Here is a 19,787-nt window from a genome sequence, read left to right as displayed (position 1 = left end):
GCACAGTATGCAGTGCATGTAAAAAAACAGAGGCCCATACCTTTGGGCATGGACCTCATATCTTTTCAAACAGCGTTAACTGATGATCAACGCCACTTGTGAGCCAGCTGCTGATAAAAATGCTGGCATTTTGCATGTGGCAGCAGACGACTGCCTGCAGGCTGCAGGCTGTCACTGCTGTTATCTGCAGCCTGATGAAGACATTGTCAGTGAGCAGGCTTTACAGTCTGGCTTCTTCAATTGCTCTTGCCATATCCATTGCCAATACTGCATTTTCAGCCAGCACATCAAGGTCTTTGTCAAAAAAATCACATGATGGCATGATAAAGCTGCTGAATTCATGATATCCAAGATATTGCATTAGATAGCTGACAGCATCAGAGACAATCAGGCTGCTGCATGGCCTGTTTGCACAGAAGCTTTCCAAAGCGCTAAAGAACTTGCTCAGAGCATGGCAAATGAGATCAAGATCATCTGCAATAAGGCTGAAGTAATCTCCATAGTCACGATCAAGCTCACTACGGGTGCCTGCTGGAGCTATCTCACTGACCCTGCCATTTTCATCCCTGATTATCCTGAGATTAATATTCCTCAGAGCCTCTATGGTTCTTCCTCCCGGAAAGCTGTCTGTTGTCAGATAATCACGAACTGCTATTAACCTGCTCCAGTATGAAGCCAGAAGAACACCAGCTGCTGACTTGAAATTGTTGTCAGGATTGAAAGAACTCATCTCACCCTTAAGTACCTCAGGCACCTTATGGCGTACATACCCCTGGTCAAAGGTGACAGTAGATCCAAGCATGTCAGCAGCAACTGCAGCACAGCGTCCGATCTCCTGGAGAATCTTGCGGTCAGGCCTGCCGGTAAACAAGAAGCTTTCACCAAAAAGCGCAATACGATCATTGAGGTCATTGAGGTCATGGCCCTCAAAAATATTCTCCTGACCAGCCCCTTTGATTGCACAGCTGCGGCTGATTTCAGACAGATGAGGCAGATCACGGTTTACCTGATACTCACTTACTGCCAGAGCAGCGCGCGAGAAGCTGAAGGAGTTACTGATATTGTTACTCATGCAGCTTACAGCACCCATGTCACCATCATTTTCCTGTGATGCCTTCCAGCTCTTTTTGCCCAGCTTTAAGCACAGCATGGAGTGAAGTTCATCATCAGTACTGCACATCTGAACCATGCGTATATTTGCAGCTGACCAGGATGCGATCTTAACAGCGCCGAACTTTACTCCAGCGCCCATAATAATACCCTTGAGCTTAACATGGTGGATATGCATAAACCTGATCATCTGCTGAACAGCCTCTTCAGCAGTGAATCTGTCATCGAGAATAATGAGGTTTAAAGGAGTAGCAGTTGGTCCATAAAATGCCATTACGCAGTGACAGATGCGTTCAGCCCCATATTTACCTGATGAGGAAGGAATTTTAAGAGCATGCACTGTAATCCATACCTCAGGCTCCTCAATATCAGCAAACTCAGCTGTATGATTAATTAAAGCAAGAGCATTAGGCAGACTGCATTCCAGGAAAAACATACAGGAAGGAAGATCGAACTTGCCAAGGTTTCTGACCAGGTCCTCCTGAGCGCATGGAACCATGTTAAAGCACATAATCTGCTGCTGCATAGACGATACAGTTGCAGGCGAGGAGGAGATAATACCTCTTGTGTACATGTCCAGAGCCATGTCAAAAATACTGAGTGCTGCATCTGGCGAATCACGCTTGAACATGTTCAGGAATACATCTGTTATAACCGGGTTGGCAATAGCATGCAAAAACATACCAACGTTGTAGAGCTCATCAAATTTCCATTGTGGTAACTTTGGCCCCCATGCTGCACTCCAGACGTCAGGCATGGCGCTCTTAAGCTCAGGATAAGGCCTCATCATGCCATCAGAGGTAATTCTGCCAATGGCTACAGCCTTTGCGCCGTTGACTGCAGCTGCTGCGGCAGCGGCTGCAGCGGCTGCAGCTGCCTCGCTTCTGCCCTTATTCCTGCGCATATGGCGTGGCATACGCTGACTGCTTTGAACAGGATTATTGTCAGGCTTGCGATCATAGACAATACCTGTCTTTTTATTAACCCATGCAGACTCAGGAACAGCAATATCCCTGAGATATGGCACCTTGTCGCCTTTTTCACCATACTTGCGTACAGAATTCTGAAAACTGATCGCCTTACGGCTCATGAAAAGATCATGGATTTCCCTGATTTCTTTTATGTCTGTGGCGACCCGTGACATAAGAAAATTAACATGCTCGTCGTACTGCTCCTGACTTATCCTGCCATGTCTGAGCATTTTGCGATACAGCCTCAAGGCTAAGGCCAGACGTGCCATCTTCACTTTGTGTTCAATGAACGTACGACCGTATTCACCGAAACACTCTTTATAAAAAGCTGCATCATCGTCGTCATCGTCATCGTCATCGTCAAAAGACCAGATTCCGTCATCCTCTTCATAGTCTTCATCACTGTCAGACCATAATTCTCCATCGTCATCTTCCAGGACTTCACGGAACCAGTAGTCTTCATCATCATCATCGTCGTCGTCGACAGCATCAAACCTGTAGTCTTTGTAATCCCTGTCAGGGTTGAGCAGCCAGTTTCCATGTTTATCGAGCATGGCGCACTCATCTCGTACCCAGTTAAATACACGGCGGTCGAGATTTTCCTGTCCCGGCCTGTCCTTGCCATTTTCATCCGGAGTCAGATCCACAGTCATTGAACTGTAGCCGCCACGAGAAAGATCTACTACAGCCGGCTTAACTGTCAGCTCCTCTTTCTGCCTTACCAGGTTACAGCTGTAGGAGCTGCGTGCCATCCTTTGATAGCTCTCACCAGTAAAGTCCTGCATTAATTTGACAGAAACACTGTTGATTCTTGACCTGTCAATAATACCGCCCTTTGCATCCTGGACAATCTTAATAAGATCATCTACAAAAGCCGAAGTAAGAGCATCATTGTCAGGGCTGTTCAGAGGCTTGCAGACAAGTTCACTCCATAATCTGTCTATCTGGTCAACACACTTGATACTTCTTACAGGACAATTACTTACAATCTGGTCAAGGCAGGCGCGCAAAGCATTGCAGCGAGACTGTAAAGCCTCAGCATCTGCCCTGTCAAAACCAAGATATGCAGGCCACTTGTCCACAGGCTCAAAGCAGCGCAGCTCAAAGATACCCTCATCCTCATCCCTGTTTTCTGCCAGTCTTACTCCCATGAGAGCAGCAATACGCTCATAATTCCATGACAGTGACTCTGTACGGAAAGAGGTCGCGAAAAAGACATTGATCAGCTGATTGACCAGAATCAGAGACTGCAGCTCCACTGGAGAGAACAGCTGAGTCAGATCAAAACCTTCCTCATTGTCAGCAGTCTCTCCATGAACAGCACCAGCAAGCTCAAAAACAGCATCCTCATCAAAGCGTACCCTGCGACCAACATGAACAGCCTCTCTGAGAAATTCCAGGTCCTCTCCTTTGCTGCAGACAGCAAGTTCAAAGTTCAAATATGGATCCATCGGGAATCCGACATTATCACCAGATGGGGCAGATTGAGACGTCTCCTTCATACCTGCTTTTTTCATAGCCTTTTTCCGAACTTTGTCCTTACTGTCTGAAGATTTGACTGCAACGGCAGTATATTTGCAGACATAGCGCTTCAGATCATCAGCAAGGTCATGCTCATTGACAAAACTGCAGCGCTCCATCATTGAGTTTCTGCGCTGTGCCAGAGCAAAACCGCGTGAAAAGGCGTGCTCATCATAAAAGGCATGTAATGCGGTGGTTCCGGCTCCTCCAGGCAGATGGTTTTCACCAATACGCACAAGCAATCCTGCAGGAGGGATATCAGGGCACTTTTTCGGATCATTAATGACAGACATGGCCTCATTGAGCATGCCGCTCCATGCTGACGTCTTCCTTTCACCAAGACCTGCCCATCTGAGCCCGGCATCCCTGAAATTGTTTATCCATCCTGCAATGGAACCATTGAGCAGGATTGCACCTTTAACCCTGATACCAAGACCCTTAAGATGCTCGACCATCCTGTGTACAGTCCGGCTCTTTGCAGGCTGACTGTTGTCACCCATAACGCATATGACAGTACCAGTACCGGCATGCACAGCTTCAACTATGTGACTTGGCCTCTGCATCATTTGCTCAGGCATGAAATTAAGACGCGAATTGTCAATTGTTGATTCACTGTTGAGCTTAAGACGTACAGTGATCCAGACACTGTCAGGATCAGGGCAGTCCATCAGCTTGCCGGTATTATCATCACGACTGTGATTGCAGGCCCACTCATAGATCTTTGAGGTCCATGAGCATGACAGTGCGTTAAGGCTTTCCATATCGTCAGCTTTTAAATGCTCAACGCCCATATTATGCTGGCTGACAAAGGCGCTCATCAGCATTACATGAGGGGCGGCAACAGTACCATGTAAACGCTTCAGTGGCAGTTCCCTGCAGGCGTGCATATCACCAATAACGCGCAGAGCCATGCTTTCCATGGCAAGAGCCCTGGAGACACCAAAGGCCTTTACCAGATCACTGTGCAGATCGGCAAAAAGCTCATGCCCGGTCATAAACATCAGCGGGCCTATGGCCTTTTCCGGTCCAAAACAGGAGTACTCGCCATAGCTGTGCACCCAGATATCAGGGCACATAATACGGGCATCATAAAATGGCCGAAAAACACCATGCCTGTTAACTTTTCCCACATCAGTACGTTTGAGCTTGTACTTACCCCAGGAGTTTTTTTCTCCTGTGCGGCTCATTACAAACATAGTTGTGCTGCCGGCCTCATGTATACACCTTTCAGGCCCATTGGCAAAAGGATAAAAAACGAGGTTGTTCTGTCCCATAACTCTTCCATTTTGAAATTAAAAACTTTAAAAACAGCGGCATTTAATAAGACCACCTGCTCACGGAGGTCATTACTGTTGCATCCTTGTTGCCCTCCCGGCTGAACCATGAGGGCCATCTTGACCGCATCATATCTGCCCACGGAGGCCATCACAGCTGCATCACTGCCGCACAGATGCCTGACCTCATAACCGCATCATATCTGCCCACGGAGGCCATCACAGCTGCATAGCCTCTGCCCTGATTCATGACTGCACAGCGGGCATCCTGGCCGCACCACGGCTGCATGCTTCATGACAGCCATAATGGCTGCAGCACAGATGCCTGGCCCCATAACTGACAATGCCACGACCATTACTGTCATCAGCCCTGCTGCTGGCAGTGGTATCAGCCAGTCCATAAGAGGGATGTAAGTATACTCAAATACGGCTGTCTGCAGGTACCGGCAACCTCAGTCACGTTGACTGTGTAACAGCGAGCATCCATTACGCAGGTCCGATATGATGGTCACTTCAGACATGAAGGCCATAAAGACAGCCGTCTCAGGTCAAAACTGTCAGCAGTTGCAACTGATTTCAGGACGCATCAGGCCTTGCTTGAGTCAGCATTTTTAACCATTTCATCCCATACCTCAGGCATGGCCTTTTTCATTTCGAGATTAGGCATCATTCTGCCCTGAGTTGTGACCTTGCCAATGACAATGCCACTCATGCGGGTCTGGGTACGAGCCTCATTTTTCTGTCCCTGCTGCTTTTTGCGCTTGCTCTTAGGCACGCGCTTTGGGGCTATGGTAATGGTGACAGGCTGTCCTGAATACACCAGACCTGATACAGGATCTGCATAGGCCTGAGCTGGAATCTCAATCTCATGCAAGCTCTTTTCGTCACCCCATCTGGATATCATTTCTGACATTTGCTTTTGTTTTGATTTGGCGGCTTTTAAAGCCTCAGGGTCGACATCACCAAACATGTTCTTGAAATATTCCGGACCTTTGAACGCCTCATTAAGCAAATTGAGTAAACCCTTTCCAAAATCCGAGACCTCGACTCTGTCAGATATATTTTCATCAACAGGGTCCACGGACATCTTAAAGTTCATGTCTTTAAAAACAGGACGCCTGAACAGCTCAGTCCTTGCAGCTTTAAATCCTGCAGGAATGACATCAATAAACTCCTGCCTGGTATCATCCTTTACCAAAAGCGATCTGAACATAAGATCAAGACCGCCCATTTCTCCCACGTCTTCAGGGTCTGTGACTACACCCTGACCTGTTTTGCGGGCAAAGATATCCTTAGTCTGTTCAGGCTCACTGTTAAATATCCTGTGCTCCATAAAAGTGGCAAAGGCGATTCGAATCTCATCAATAATTTCACCTGCATATGGCTTTGTGGCCTCGCAGCCGGAAATCAGAGCAATGAAATCCTCGACAAATGACCTCACCCTGTCGTCCACCTGAGGGTCATCAGCTTTCATGCTGACAAGCTCTACCCATGCCGGAGTCAGTGCGTCAAAATTGCATAATCCTTTGAGTGGAACACGGGATACCACAGGCTCAAAGCAGGCACTGATCATAAGGCACCTGTCAGCCATTGCTGCTCCGTCCTGATCAGTTATCCTCAGATACCATGGAAGGGTCTTATCCAATGACAAGCGGCGGTATTTTAATTGTCCATATGAGCCGTCGCCATAGTCACAATCAAGTCCACAGCGAACGCCCATAAGATTAGCCATTCTTCCGTAGTTCCATGCTATGGTTCTGGTTGAAAAATCCCTGGTAAAGAAGATATTGAAAATCCATGCTGCTGCCAGGGATGCGCTGACCACGCTGCGCGACAGGCCTGCAAATGAGTTGATAAACTCGGGATTTTTGCAGGTGATATTGCCATGAAGACCGGCCATGAAGGTGGAGATTGAGTTATCAAGGAAACGCACCTTACGTGCTACCTGTGCACCCTCCTTAAGAAAACTCTTTTCCATGCCCTTAAAGCTGACAATAACCTCATGATCACAGGTTACGTGGACAGGCATTGGGAACTCATCACCTGTCAGATTGTTATCATAAGGTGACTCCCTTTTGCCATAAGGATCACGGGACAGATTTTCAGTGTAGATAGTTGCAGTAACATTGGTCCTGTTCTTGATCATACTCATGGAGCGCTCGATGTTTGACACATCCATGTCAATCATACCGTGGTATTCAAGTGCGCCACCGCACGCCCCCCTGTACTTTGAAGCCCTGTATCCTGTGAGCTTTTCAAAAGCGCATTCATGATCATAGTCAAATATAGTAGCCGGCTGCGCCATCTCCAGATCGGAGATGTAGTCAATAAAGTTATTAAATGATGCCTTGTACTTCTCCATAATGCCCATACATGGGATGTCAATACTGATGAGATGATCCACCAGATCGGCTGCCATACCATTAATACAGACAGCTCCGTGTACGGTTATTGACTGTTCCTTCAGGGTCTCCACCATGCGCTCAATAATCGTGCTCCTTGCTGGCTGCTCCTGATCGGTCATCGAGCAGATAACAAGACCACTTCCTGCATGTACAGCCTGAACTGATACTGTGTAAGTCTCAAGGTCAGACTCATCGCACATTATTTCCTCTTCAAAGCTGGTTGGCCTTTCCTGATTAGGTACAGCTCTTACCGTCAACCAGACATTATCAGGTGAACTTACATCAAGCCAGCCAATTTTGCCCAGCTCCATGTCCTGTCTGCAGAAAGAGCAGGCATAGTCATAAAGACGCCTGGACCATGCACCTGACAGATCATTAAATTGCTCAATGGAAAAATCTGCCATGTTCCTGAAATACCAGCTGCTGTCATGTCTCATGACCGAAAGCAACATGGCTGGCGACTGAGCATCGACATCATCAAAGATATTAATGCCCGATGCACCGAAGTAATCGCCGAACAGGCGCAGTGATATATCCATAAGACAGTGAGCCTGCTCCTGCCCCAGACTTTTACAGAGATCAGCATAAAGATCGGCAAATAACTCATGACGGACTGTATAAAGCAGAGGTCCAGTAGCCTGCTCACGGGAATATGCGCCATAATCGCCATAATATTTCACCCACACCGATGGGCTCAGTGTGCGCAGTGCAAGCTCAGGCCTTATCAGACCCTTAGCACTTTTATGGCCCACACAGACAGGAGTACGTCTGTCACCATGCTCATACAGAATATGAACTTCATCACTGCCATTTTTGAACAGCGCATCTTTCGGCATACCGGCATCTGGATAACTTCCAGGACAGACACTCATAATAGACCCCTTAAAAAATCAGATAAAAACAGACCAGAACAGATGAAAACAGTACCAGATCATTGCTGAAAGTCTGTTAAGGACATACGTTTACAATTAACAATCGGCCATCGCAATCAGTTCACGCCCATGGATCCATGGGGTATCCAGACAGGCCTGATCTGTGTGCAATGCATGCACTGCATGCAGCTTATCCACTCAGGCCGTGCATCGAGCAGCCCAGTACAGGCAATGCATACCAGCAGCAGCGTACAGGGCAGTCAATAGCAGATCATCATGACAGGGGCCACAGGACCAGCGCCACCATGCATCTTTACAGACAAACAGACATGGTAAGGCAGAGCCAACCAATGGCATACCTGATGAAGTGTCATTTTCTGCGATAGTATTAACATGTCATTATGCATGTATCATGGGCATTAATACAGGTTAAATTTCATTTTTGCAGCCCATGCCTATCTCAAGACAAGGCCCATGCAATCGCCACCTGAGGTACTTTAATTTGCCGCACTGCCTCTTTGCCCTCGATAATATTCCGACAAGTGCCAGTCCATTGACTGCCACCAAGGCTGACCTGCACCTGCATTGCATGTCTTTGCAACATGCCTCAACCAGTCCTCCCCCTTATCCTGTAAAGATACATTGCCATAACAGGCGCTTGCCGCTTTACCAGATAGCTGCACCAGATGTTGCTCTTGCTGCCACACCCCCTCAATCACAAGGCGACAGCGTGCAGCCGCAGTCTCAGGGCTACTGCCTGCAGCCGCAGTCTCAGGGCTACTGCCTGCAGCCGCAGTCTCAGGGCTACTGCCTGCAGCCGCAGTCTCAGGGCTACTGCCTGCAGCCACGACGCCCCAGGATGACTGCCAACAACCTCATTCTCAGAGCAAATGCCGCAGCCACGGCCCAGGATGACTGCCTGAGCTACAGCCTCAGTGCAAATGCCGCAGCTGCAGTCTCAGGCCCCTTGAATAATGCGATGACAAAAGAGTCATGACCACGCGACTTCATTAAGCCCGTGCCGGTGAACATGACAACGAGGCCAATACAGGCTGGCAAGGAACAGTCAAACACAACATGTTCCTGACTGGCCTTGACTTGCCAGACCGGGCAAGTCCAGAACCCTCCTGGCAGGTCCAGTACCATACAGGGCATGCGCCATAGCGATGGCAAGGGCTGTTGCCATGTGATGACAGTCTGTATTGGCATGCAGATTGAGTTATTTAAGGTTCAGCAATTGATATGCTGATACAATTAGAGAATGACTGATCCTGCAAGGTTGCAGGTAATATTGATGTTGCTGTGAGATTTTCGTGGAGATGAGAGAAAAGTGAGAGCAAAACTTTTACTGTCCGGTTTTATTTATGCCGCCAGCATGTCGCTGGTTGCCCTGCCTGCAGGCGTAGCTGCCCTGTGGAGCCAGCCTGCTGAGGCTGCAGCTGCACCCGCAGCTGTGAGCAATGGAGCCCAGTATGCAGCTCCTCTGATGGATCCGGCCACTTCCCCATGGAAAGCTCAGACCATTGTCAGTGATGCTGATATTGAGCTTCTTGGCCTTGATGCATGGTTTCGCGCTGAGCCTGTCTCAGATGAGACCTTTGTGCGCATGTGGACCAGGTCATGGAAGGAAAACTGCACTCTTGAGCGCAGTGAGCTGCGCTATCTCAAGATGATCCACCGCAATGCCATGGGACAAACACAGCGCGGAGAGATGGTGGTAAATGCAGCTATTGCAGACAAGGTGCTGCGCATCTTTAAAAAGCTTTATGTGGCTGGCTACCGCATTGAACGCATGGTGCTGATAGATGATTTTGGAGGCAATGACGAGCTGTCCATGCAGGCTAACAACAGCTCATCATTTAACTTCCGCTTCATGACCCATTCCCCAAACAAAGTTTCAAAGCATGGTATGGGCCTGGCTATTGATATCAACCCTCTTTACAATCCTTATGTCAAAAAGATAAAAGAAGACTCATGGATTATTGCCCCTGAGACGGCACAGCAATGGGCTTTTGACCGTAAGGACCGCACTGACATTCCTTATAAAATCGACCAGCACGACCTGGCATACAAGCTCTTTACAGAAGAGGGCTTTGTCTGGGGCGGCAACTGGAGATCTGCCAAGGACTATCAGCACTTTGAGTATAAACTCAAGTAAAGCCACTGCCCCTGACTTCCGTCCCTCATAACAGACAACTGCTACAGCTGCCATCAAAATTCTGCCGCAATCTCATATTGCCGCTACAGCTGTAGCAGCCCCTGACCTGCACTGTACACCTCCCTGCAATTTACACATCCCTGCCCAGTACACCCCCAGTCCTGCCCACATCGCCATCCTAATCCCCATACAGAGGCGACACCTGTACTCGATCACCATGCACTGTGTACCAGTCCAGTGACTGTCTTTACCAGACTTCCTGTTTCCCTCACACCTTTCACAATTCACAATAAGCACTTTACAAAATACACAGAAATGCAACCAACATTATTCTATTCATAATATTATGTAAAGCATAGCAACTTCAAAGCCAGCATCACCATAACAGGTTTCAGAATATGTAATGTATAAGCTGCCTGTCATATGCCTCCTAATCAAGTACGTAAAGGCAATGCATATTAACAGTAAAAGCCAGCTAAAGTGAAGGCGGGCACGGAAGGGCAGTGTAAAGGCAGGTTAATGAGGATATGGCACAGAAATTAATACCATGACCTCAAAGGCCAGGATTTGCTGACGCTTCAAATCTGATGGAGGAGACATGAGGCTACATCCCAGCCAGCGACAGGGCACTGAGTTATGAATGCCCTGCTGAGAATTAACTCAGGCGAGACAGTAAGTGATGACTGCTACCTTACCGGTAATTACCCAGGTTTTGTAAAGCAAATATCAGGCATCATATTCTTTGGCCGCATACGAAGGAAGCTGCTCAGAGGTTATGAGTAAGAGAAGGATGGGAAGTATGAGTGGGGCAGCTTGACATGCATGCATGCATGCACATAGCTGAGCAGTACGAGTGAGCAGCCGGCCGGGCATGCATGCACATGGCAGAACGGCATGCGTGGGCTGCAGGCCGGGCATGCATACACGCAGCTGAGCAGTACGAGTGAGCTGCAGGCCGGGCATGCATACACGCAGCTGAGCAGTACGAGTGAGCAGCCGGCCGGGCATGCATGCACATGGCAGAACGACATGCGTGGGCGGCTGCTCAACGGGCGTGTATAAGAGAAGGCCGAACTGTGTGCGGATGCGGGTGCGTCATGCACAAGGTTGACGTAAGATGCTGAGCCAGGGATTTGAGATCAGCGAACAGTGACAGCATCTCCAAAGTCATCATCAGCTGTATCGCCTGTGCGGGCAGCACGGCTCTCAGCAAGGTCGCTGTAATCAACAGGAATACCGCGTATGAAATCGCGCGGAGTCTGGCGGGCAAACTTCTTAAATACCTTGGTGAAATAGGAAACATCAGAAAATCCGCACTCAAAAGCCACCGCTGTTACGCTCTGCTTGGGATCCTTGAGCAGCTCCATGGCACACTGAATGCGGTATGAATTGATGTATTCCATAGGCTTGCGGTTAATAATATCCCTGAACAGGCGCACCACAGATGGAGGAGTAAGTTCCAGCAGATCAGAAAGCTCCTTAAGGCTGATGTGCTTCTTGTAATTGCGATGAATGTAGGAAAGAGCAAGACGCATTTTCACCACACGGGAAACGCCATCTCCAGTCTTGTCCGGCATGAAAAAGAGATTGCGGTGCTCAAAAATGCCCAGCAGATAGTACATCAGACCAAAGGTCTTAAGTTCATAGCCATTTTTCTGCTCCCTGATGACAGCAAATAGCTTGTTTACCGACTGGAAAATACTCTCCTCACCATCAGCATCATCATTGCTGTATGGGATATAGGGAGTGAACTTGCGCTGATCGTAAAGAATGGAATAAAGGAAGGTATTGGACAGCGAACGCTCACGCAGCAGGAAGTTCAGATCAAATACCATACATTCATAGACACAGTTGACAGGCTCGGCTGAGTGTACGGATCCCGGATTAAATATGAAAATATCACCGTTGCCGTTTTTGCCACGGCCGGTGTAGCTCTTGCCATCAATGGTCACATGCAGCTCGCCATCAAGGACACGGCAGATTTCACACTCATCATGCCAGTGAGTTTCCATCACGTAGCGCGGATGAGAACTGTTTACATGATAAAAGGCAAAAGGGAACGAGATGTCACCATGTTCCTTGAGCTCTTTTAAAAATATCTCCTGCATCCTCAGCTCCTTTCCTCAAATAACACACAACCTTCCTGATAATTAAGCCCTGTTGCTAATCTGCTCAGGCAGTGTATGCCTGCAGAGTGTGTCTGTAATTTACCTCACACCGAAAGCAACACAGAGCAGCCTGCAATGCATTGAGGGCGGAACACTCAATAACCGCCTCGCCAAATTACAACCAGACTGTCCTGCTTTCACATACTGTGTCCGTAGCCGCCGCCTGGGCACCCCATGGAGGCCGCCTGGGCACACCATGGCCGCTGCCTGGGTACACATTGTGACAGCCTCAGTGGCATATGCCATTGATTCAGCAGTGGTCAACACCATGGCCACTGCTCAGGTGCCCCACACTATGGCCACCTTATGGCAAATTCGACTGCCCCTGTTAAGCCTGATGCCTGTTGTTATGACTTTATGAGGCAACAACATACTTTCACAGTAACAAAAGCAGCTCAATAACGGCCACCTGCCATGCTCATCCATGCAAAGCCCGGCACAGCCCAACACCTGCCGCAAGCTGCTGTGAGAAATGGACTGCATACCATGCATCCTGCATGATGCTTATAGCATCATGAAATTACAGGGCCGACTGATCCCGCTCAAGTAAGTCTGCAGACATATAAGCTTCATCAGTAAAGCGCAGCATCATACACAGCCGTCGTCTTTCGTCTGAAAAAGTACAAGTTAATAATGACCAGACAGGCCAGCCTCATTGGAGCACGAGTCTGCCTTTACAGCAAGTGCAGTTCTCAATACACCGGGCACCATGCACCATGGCTATGTGCTGCTCACAATGAACCGGGCTCTATGCACTATGGCCGTGTGCTGTTCACCATGCAATATGAGACAGCTGCCACGCACAATGAACCATGTGTCATGGCTACCATGCGCTCTGAGGTCAATCAGTCTGCGGCTTATCCTAACAAATGATTACGGTGTCAGACCAGTGAGCACAGCTCCAAAGTGAGATCCCTGACTACATTCAGTCAAAGATTGTCATTTGCCATTATATGAATGCTGCCGGCATTGCCTTACTGAGTTCAAATAACACCTCAGGCTCTTAAGCCATATCCTTTACATAAATGTGGCTGCCAGTACGCGTAGAAATTCATTACTGACAGCATACTCATTAATGCCTGGACAAGTCATGGCAGCCTAATGCAAGCGCCAGGGCAGTGCTCGATGGATCCGACCCCAGCCAGACACTGGCAGAACCTCATGCATGACTCTAACAGGATACGCCGCCCCTGAGGCAGTCGTCATGTTATTGGCTAAGCCCATGAGTAAGCCGTCCGGTTATGGGCGGAGCTCACGGCTGTGCGGCCGGCTCAAGAAGAGCGAAGCTGCTGCCTGTCAGGCAGGCTCATGGAGAGCGAAGATCCTGCGTGTCAGGCAGGCTCATGGAGAGCGGAGATCCTGCGTGTCATGCTGGCTCATGATGGAAGAAGATGCTCCCTGTCAGTACGGTTTAAGCCTTATGAGGCAGGTGCATGTGAGCAGGTCTATTGTGGATGATGCCGGGGCGGCCAGCCGGGGCTGGCGGGACTTTCTGCTCGGGCAGCGCACCTGTATGGCAGAGCAGTACCGGGACCTTGTGTGACCTGGTGTATGGGATGGTTTGTGGGCACTGGCAGCCATATTAAGAGTATGTGCAGTGGCGGTCACTACCTTACTGGTATTTGCACAAAATTTAACCTGCCTTGGGTCAGCTCTTAATTTGCTAATTATGTGCTTTGCGGTCAAACAGCCATATGCCGGATATGCCCGCCCATGGGGCTTTACCTGTATACAAGATGATATCAATGTAAAGTCAATCAACAAATGTAAAACGAAAAAGGACCTGCGTTAAATACCAGTTCAGCAGGTTCTGTCAGTTATATGCCCACCTGTACTCTGTGCTGTGTTCACGCACATTGTCGTTTTCAGCCCCATAAAATGGACGTTGTAAACAGGCTTATTTTTCCTGTTTATACAACAGCACAGCTTTTACCATTGCGGCGGGCCCGTGCACACTGTATGAATAGCCTGCACAAACAAGGTCTGGAGAGTGCTTACATGGCAACTCAGGTCTGAGTGTCAGTTCACGTTCAAAACATGCCCAAATGTACAAAATACAGTTGAGTGAAATTCCCTGCCTTAACATGGTGAAATTTACAGAATAAATTGTGATCTGTGACTCAATTTAGTCTTTATTTTGGAAATTGATTAAATACATATTGATTCAAATTATCATCAGGCAATTTGGTAATTTTTTAACATTGTATTGGGAATAAATGAAAGTCTTTTTTTGAATCTCTTCTATCCTCATTTATGTGACGCAGATCATGCAAAAGTTCAGACAAACTTCAGTAAGCCAAAGCTAACGTTGGACAAAGATCGAAGCTCTAAATACGATTAACACGCACTTTGTCATAAAGCACTTTCTTTTGGTCCTTTATTTTTATTTCTGGTAGTAAATGATTATCAGACCCTGTCAGCTATTCTCAGGAAGTTCTGAAAACGCTTTTTCTGCCCTGGATAAAGCAGTTATGGTTTAAAGGCCATATTGGTAGAAAAAAGTGAAATTATTTAAATAAATTACCAATATCCATGAAAAAAGTGCAAGTTGCACGGGTTTGAAAAATCCATAATGACCATGACCTCACATGGAAGCACTCCGAACGAAGCCGATATTTTTAAGCTTTATCGTTCAGACAAAAAGCAAGATTCAAAGTAGTTTGAACTTTATCATCTGCCTTGGAGCATTTAATAAATTTACCGAAGATTTACAAAGCCCCGGTGCAGATAAAGCTCAGACGTCTTATACAAGATATCGGACAGCAGGTAAAAGGCAGGCAGCCACGCTGCATTGATAACAGAAAAGAAATGCCGCCCTGCAAGGTTTCCTGGTCATATGGCAGTTACTTTGCCGGACCGCTCAGATGAGCCCTCCGAACTGCCCGCCCTCAAGTCATAGGCACAGCCCATGACTTATATAAGGGTAAAGCCTTAAGAGAGGTCACAGCACCTGCAGCAACTCTTAAGAAAGTGGAATTGTCACAAGAGGTTTTGATATGGAAAGCGCCGCTAAAATGGATCTTAATCCGGCAAGTAAGCCTAATGATGATGTAGTACCAGCCGATAAGAAAGTCATCTTCTTCATGCTGGTCTCCTGCTTCGTCCTGTGGGGCCTGCTCAACAACATCACTGACAACCTGGTACCTGCCTTTGGCAAAATCTTCATGATGTCAGCTGTTGACTCCTCGCTTGTTCAGATTGCCTTCTATGGTGCCTATGCCTGTCTGGCCATCCCTGCAGCACTCATTATTAAGAAGTACTCTTTCCGTCACGGTGTGTTAATTGGTCTGGGCTTCTACATTATCGGTGCCCTGGGCTATATTCCAGCCGCCATTTTCCAGGTTTACGACATCTTCCTCGTATCCATCTTTATTCTGGCTGGCGGTCTGTCCGTACTGGAAACTACCTGTAACCCATATGTCATTGCCCTTGGCTCTGAAGAGACTGCCATCCGCCGCATTAACTTCGCTCAGGCTTTCAATCCAGTAGGCTCCATCATGGGCCTGTTCCTTGCCAAGTTTGTAATTCTTGCCCACCTCAACCCTGCTACTTATGAAGAGCGTCTTGAGATGAGCGCATCAGAGTTAAGCTCCATACGCGTAGGCGAGCTGTTCTGGGTATGTGTTCCATACGTTGGTCTGATTGCCATTGCTCTCGTTATCTGGGCCTTCTTCTTCCGTCAGAAGTCTGATCTCAAGGATAGCGGCAATGACATCAACTTCATGGGCTCACTGTCCAACCTGATGTCCAACAAGCGTTACGTATTCGGCGTAATCAGCCAGTTCTTCTACGTAGGTATGCAGATTGCCGTCTGGACCTGGATGATCAAGTACATCATGGCCCTGACCGACATGGTTGAGCACGAAGCCGTTGACTTCTACATCTACGCTGTATTCATGTTCGTAGGCGCCCGCTGGGTATGCACCTGGCTTATGAAGTACATCCACGCTCCACGCCTCATGGCTGCTGTAGCCGCCGCTGGTATGGCTGTAACCCTTGGTACTATATATCTTCCATCCGGCGTCTCAATTATCTGCCTGATGTTAATCTCAGCCTGCATGTCCTTAATGTTCCCAACCATCTACGGTATCGCTCTGCGCGGTCTTGGTGATGACGTAAAGTTAGGCGCAGCCGGCTTAATCATGGCCATCATCGGTGGCGCTGTCATCACCCCAATCATGGGTTCATTCATCGACAACTCAACTCTGGCTTTCATGGTTCCAGGTTTCTCCGGTGAGGAAGCAGCAGTACGCTCCTCTTACTTCACCGCCTTTGTCTGCATGGCTGTAATCTTCGTTTACGCCCTGTTTAACTCCAAAAAGAGCTAATTAAGACACAGATCACAGGCCGGGAATAAGTCCTGGTCATCTGCGGGGCCTTGATGGTATAAAAATCGAGGCCTCTCAGGAAAAAGCCGGAACAAATGCGGTTTTTTCCTGAGAGTGCGCAGAACTCTTTACGATTAACCAACACCAGCTCTGCAGCTGCTTATCCGGGCAGTCCCACATGACAGCCTCAAGAGGTTGCAGAGTACCAGGCAAAGTGACCAGCCGGCAGTATGAGCAAGCCTTACAGCCTGCCCAGCTGCGCACAGGTGGATGCCATCCACAGGCCTTAAACATCTAAAGCTTAAGGAAAGTCACCCTCCAACACACTCAAACACACACACAAGCCCATGTTCCTGCAGACCAGCTCTGCAGGGGCATGTTTGAGCCCTGCAGGCTCAGTCAGGCTCCATGTGAAGAGGTGCTGGCAATGGTTACCCGTTTCATACCGGCAGGGATGCAGCTTCAGATCTGAAAAAATGCAGCTGTAAGCACAAAAATAACGCCCTGATCAGGTACACAGACTTCTTTTAAATCCAGGCATCATGCTGCAGCAAGAAGCTGTTACAGCACTGCAGCAGCCCCGGAGGATTGGAATTATGGCTCAGTATTCTTTAGCATTTGATTTCGGCGCAACCTCAATCCGTGCCATTCTTGGAGCTGTTGAAGACGGACGTTTCACCACTAAAGAGGTGATGCGTATGTCTCATCAGCGCGTTATGGAAGATGGCCGCAGCCGCTGGGAATGGGACAAGATTGTTAACAAGGTGGTAGAGACCATTAATGCTCACGCCCACGAAATCTCCTCCATTGCCGTAAACACTTGGGGTGTTGACTTCGGTCTTACCGGCAAGGACGGCAGCCTGCTGGCAAACCCTGTTTCCTACCGTGATGCCCGCCATAATGAAGGCTATGATTTTGCCCAGCAGAGCATGAGCCTCAAGGACATCTTCATGGCCACCGGCAATCAGATCATGTCCATAAACTCCCTGTTCCAGCTGCTGGTCTTAAAGAAAGATGCAGATGAGGGCAAGGATGCTGCCGGTACCTGGCAGAAGATCGACAAACTGCTTTTCCTGCCAGATCTGCTCAACTACATGCTCACAGGTGAAAAGCGCGCCGAGCTGACCATTGCTTCAACCTCACAGATTCTTGATCTGCGCAGCCGCAATTTCTCACCAGCCATTCTCAATGCCTGGAATATCGACGAGAGCATTTTTGCTCCTGTCATCTACCCTACTGAAACCGTAGGCTCCATCAAAAACAGCCTGATCCCTGAGCTGCGTGAGCTCAACAGAGACATCAAGGTTATAGCCTGTGCCTCCCATGACACCGCCAGCGCCGTACTGCTTACTGAAGCCTATACCGATCGCAATACCGCTTTCCTCTCCTGCGGCACCTGGTCCCTGATTGGCGGCCTTACCGACGAGCCTGTTATCAGTGAAGCTGCTTTTGAGCGCAACCTGACCAATGAAACCGGCTTTGGCGGCTCAAATATGTTCTTCAAGAACATCACAGGTCTGTACATTCTTGAAATGTTAAAGACCCAGCTTGAAGAACGTGAAAACCGCAAGATTCCATTTGATGAAATCACCGCATGGGTAAGCTCAAGCAAGGTTGACAGCTGGGTTGATGTTGATGCCCCTGTCTTTGCCCAGAACGAATTTGACGTAATTGAAGCCATTAACTCACTGCTGGGCAGCGGCTTTGAGCACCCATTTGACTACTTCAGAGTGATTTACCTCTCCCTGGCTCACAAGTACCACTCAACCCTGCAGGACATTGAGTCCATCATGGGCAGAAAGTTCACCCGCCTGCACATGATTGGCGGCGGCACCCAGTCTTCATTCCTGTGCCAGCTGGTAGCAACTGTAACCGGCCTTGAGGTAGTTGCAGGTCCAATGGAAGCCACAGCTTATGGCAACCTCCTGGCTCAGAAGCTGGGACTTGGCGAATTTAAGGATCTTGAGGAAGGCCGCCGTGTCATTCTTGAGTCCTCCGAGTTCAAGATTTATCACCCACAGGCCTGATTTGAGGCCTTGAGCTGCCATAACAGACAGCAATAGCAGTAAAGACCACAGGTCTGCACTGCTACCGCAACGGCCAGGGCTGTATCAGCAGCCGCTGCGGTACTGACAGCACAGCGCAAAGCGCCAGGACCACAGGTTCTGAAGATGTAAAGCAACGGGACCACAGGTTCTGAAGATGCAATACGCAGGAGCACTGCTTCTGAAGATGCAATGCGCCCTGGGGCGCAGAGCACTGAGCTGTCACAACAGAGCAATGATACCGGCTGCCCGACCTGATATCAGGCATTTACAGCACAGCCTGTCACTGCCCGGGAATGTATTCAAACACTGCCCTGATGCAGTATGCAATGTAAGGTAATCATCATGTCACATCCTAAGATTGGTATTCGTCCTACTATCGATGGCCGTCGTGGCCCACTGAAGGTTCGTGAGTCTCTCGAAGAGCAGACCATGAACATGGCAAAGAGCGCTGCCGACCTGCTGCGTTCCAACCTCAAGTATGCTGACGGTACTCCAGTTGAGGTGATTATCGCTGATACCACTATCGGCCGTGTTCCTGAGGCTGCTGCCTGCGCCGAGAAGTTCCGCCGTGAGGGTGTTGATGTAACCCTGACTGTTACCCCATGCTGGTGCTACGGCTCCGAGACCATGGACATGGATAAGCACACCATCAAGGGTGTCTGGGGCTTTAACGGTACTGAGCGTCCAGGTGCTGTTTACCTTGCCGCTGTTCTGGCCGGTCACGCCCAGAAGGGTCTGCCTGCTTTTGGTATCTACGGTCACGAAGTTCAGGACGCTGATGACACCTCCATTCCTGAGGATGTACAGGAAAAGATTCTGCGCTTTGGCCGCGCCGCCATTGCTGCCGCTCAGATGCGCGGCAAGAGCTACCTGCAGATTGGTTCTATCTGCATGGGTATTGCCGGCTCCATCATCGACTCCAACTTCATCGA

General features: G+C 48.7%; 7 protein-coding genes and 1 pseudogene. 4 read left to right on the top strand and 4 right to left on the bottom strand.

Translation table 11 applies throughout. The features are described from left to right. Positions 1–220: 220 nt before the first annotated feature. From MXE41_RS00040 to MXE41_RS00030, 3 genes are all read right to left on the bottom strand, one after another. On the bottom strand, positions 221–4,798 hold the full coding sequence (locus MXE41_RS00040) for a hypothetical protein (RefSeq protein WP_247098921.1): 4,578 nt from the start codon (positions 4,796–4,798) through the stop codon (positions 221–223). Next, positions 4,789–5,019, bottom strand: coding sequence for a hypothetical protein (locus tag MXE41_RS00035; RefSeq protein WP_247098920.1), 231 nt, complete (start codon positions 5,017–5,019; stop codon positions 4,789–4,791). Before MXE41_RS00035 ends, MXE41_RS00040 begins: the two co-directional genes overlap by 10 nt. A gap of 443 nt (positions 5,020–5,462) precedes the next feature. Beyond that, the gene (locus tag MXE41_RS00030; RefSeq protein WP_247098919.1) at positions 5,463–8,117 is read right to left on the bottom strand and encodes a hypothetical protein; all 2,655 of its coding nucleotides are present in this window, start codon (positions 8,115–8,117) and stop codon (positions 5,463–5,465) included. 1,366 nt (positions 8,118–9,483) lie between these two features. On the opposite strand from MXE41_RS00030, the gene MXE41_RS13165 reads away from it, so the two are divergent. Continuing rightward, positions 9,484–10,311: a M15 family metallopeptidase gene (locus tag MXE41_RS13165; RefSeq protein WP_246978936.1), complete on the top strand. Its 828-nt coding sequence runs from the start codon at positions 9,484–9,486 to the stop codon at positions 10,309–10,311. Positions 10,312–11,450: 1,139 nt separating this feature from the next. Here MXE41_RS13165 and MXE41_RS00020 read toward each other — a convergent pair. Beyond that, entirely contained in the window at positions 11,451–12,419 is a 969-nt protein-coding gene (locus MXE41_RS00020; RefSeq protein ID WP_247098918.1) for an AraC family transcriptional regulator, read from the bottom strand. A 3,056-nt stretch (positions 12,420–15,475) separates the two neighbouring features. Here MXE41_RS00020 and fucP point away from each other — a divergent pair. The 3 genes and pseudogenes from fucP to fucI all read left to right on the top strand — a co-directional run. Beyond that, the gene (gene fucP / locus MXE41_RS00015; RefSeq protein ID WP_246979055.1) at positions 15,476–16,807 is read left to right on the top strand and encodes an L-fucose:H+ symporter permease; all 1,332 of its coding nucleotides are present in this window, start codon (positions 15,476–15,478) and stop codon (positions 16,805–16,807) included. Positions 16,808–17,403: 596 nt separating this feature from the next. Beyond that, positions 17,404–18,834 (top strand): FGGY family carbohydrate kinase, encoded by a 1,431-nt coding sequence (locus tag MXE41_RS00010; RefSeq protein ID WP_247098917.1) that lies wholly within the window; start codon positions 17,404–17,406, stop codon positions 18,832–18,834. A gap of 342 nt (positions 18,835–19,176) precedes the next feature. Next, positions 19,177–19,787: pseudogene (gene fucI / locus MXE41_RS00005) on the top strand (L-fucose isomerase); the annotation flags it as partial.

The sequence above is a fragment of the Anaerobiospirillum sp. NML120449 genome, assembly GCF_023051105.1.
Classification (GTDB): Bacteria; Pseudomonadota; Gammaproteobacteria; order Enterobacterales; family Succinivibrionaceae; genus Anaerobiospirillum.
This window is presented reverse-complemented; position numbering and strand designations above follow the sequence as displayed.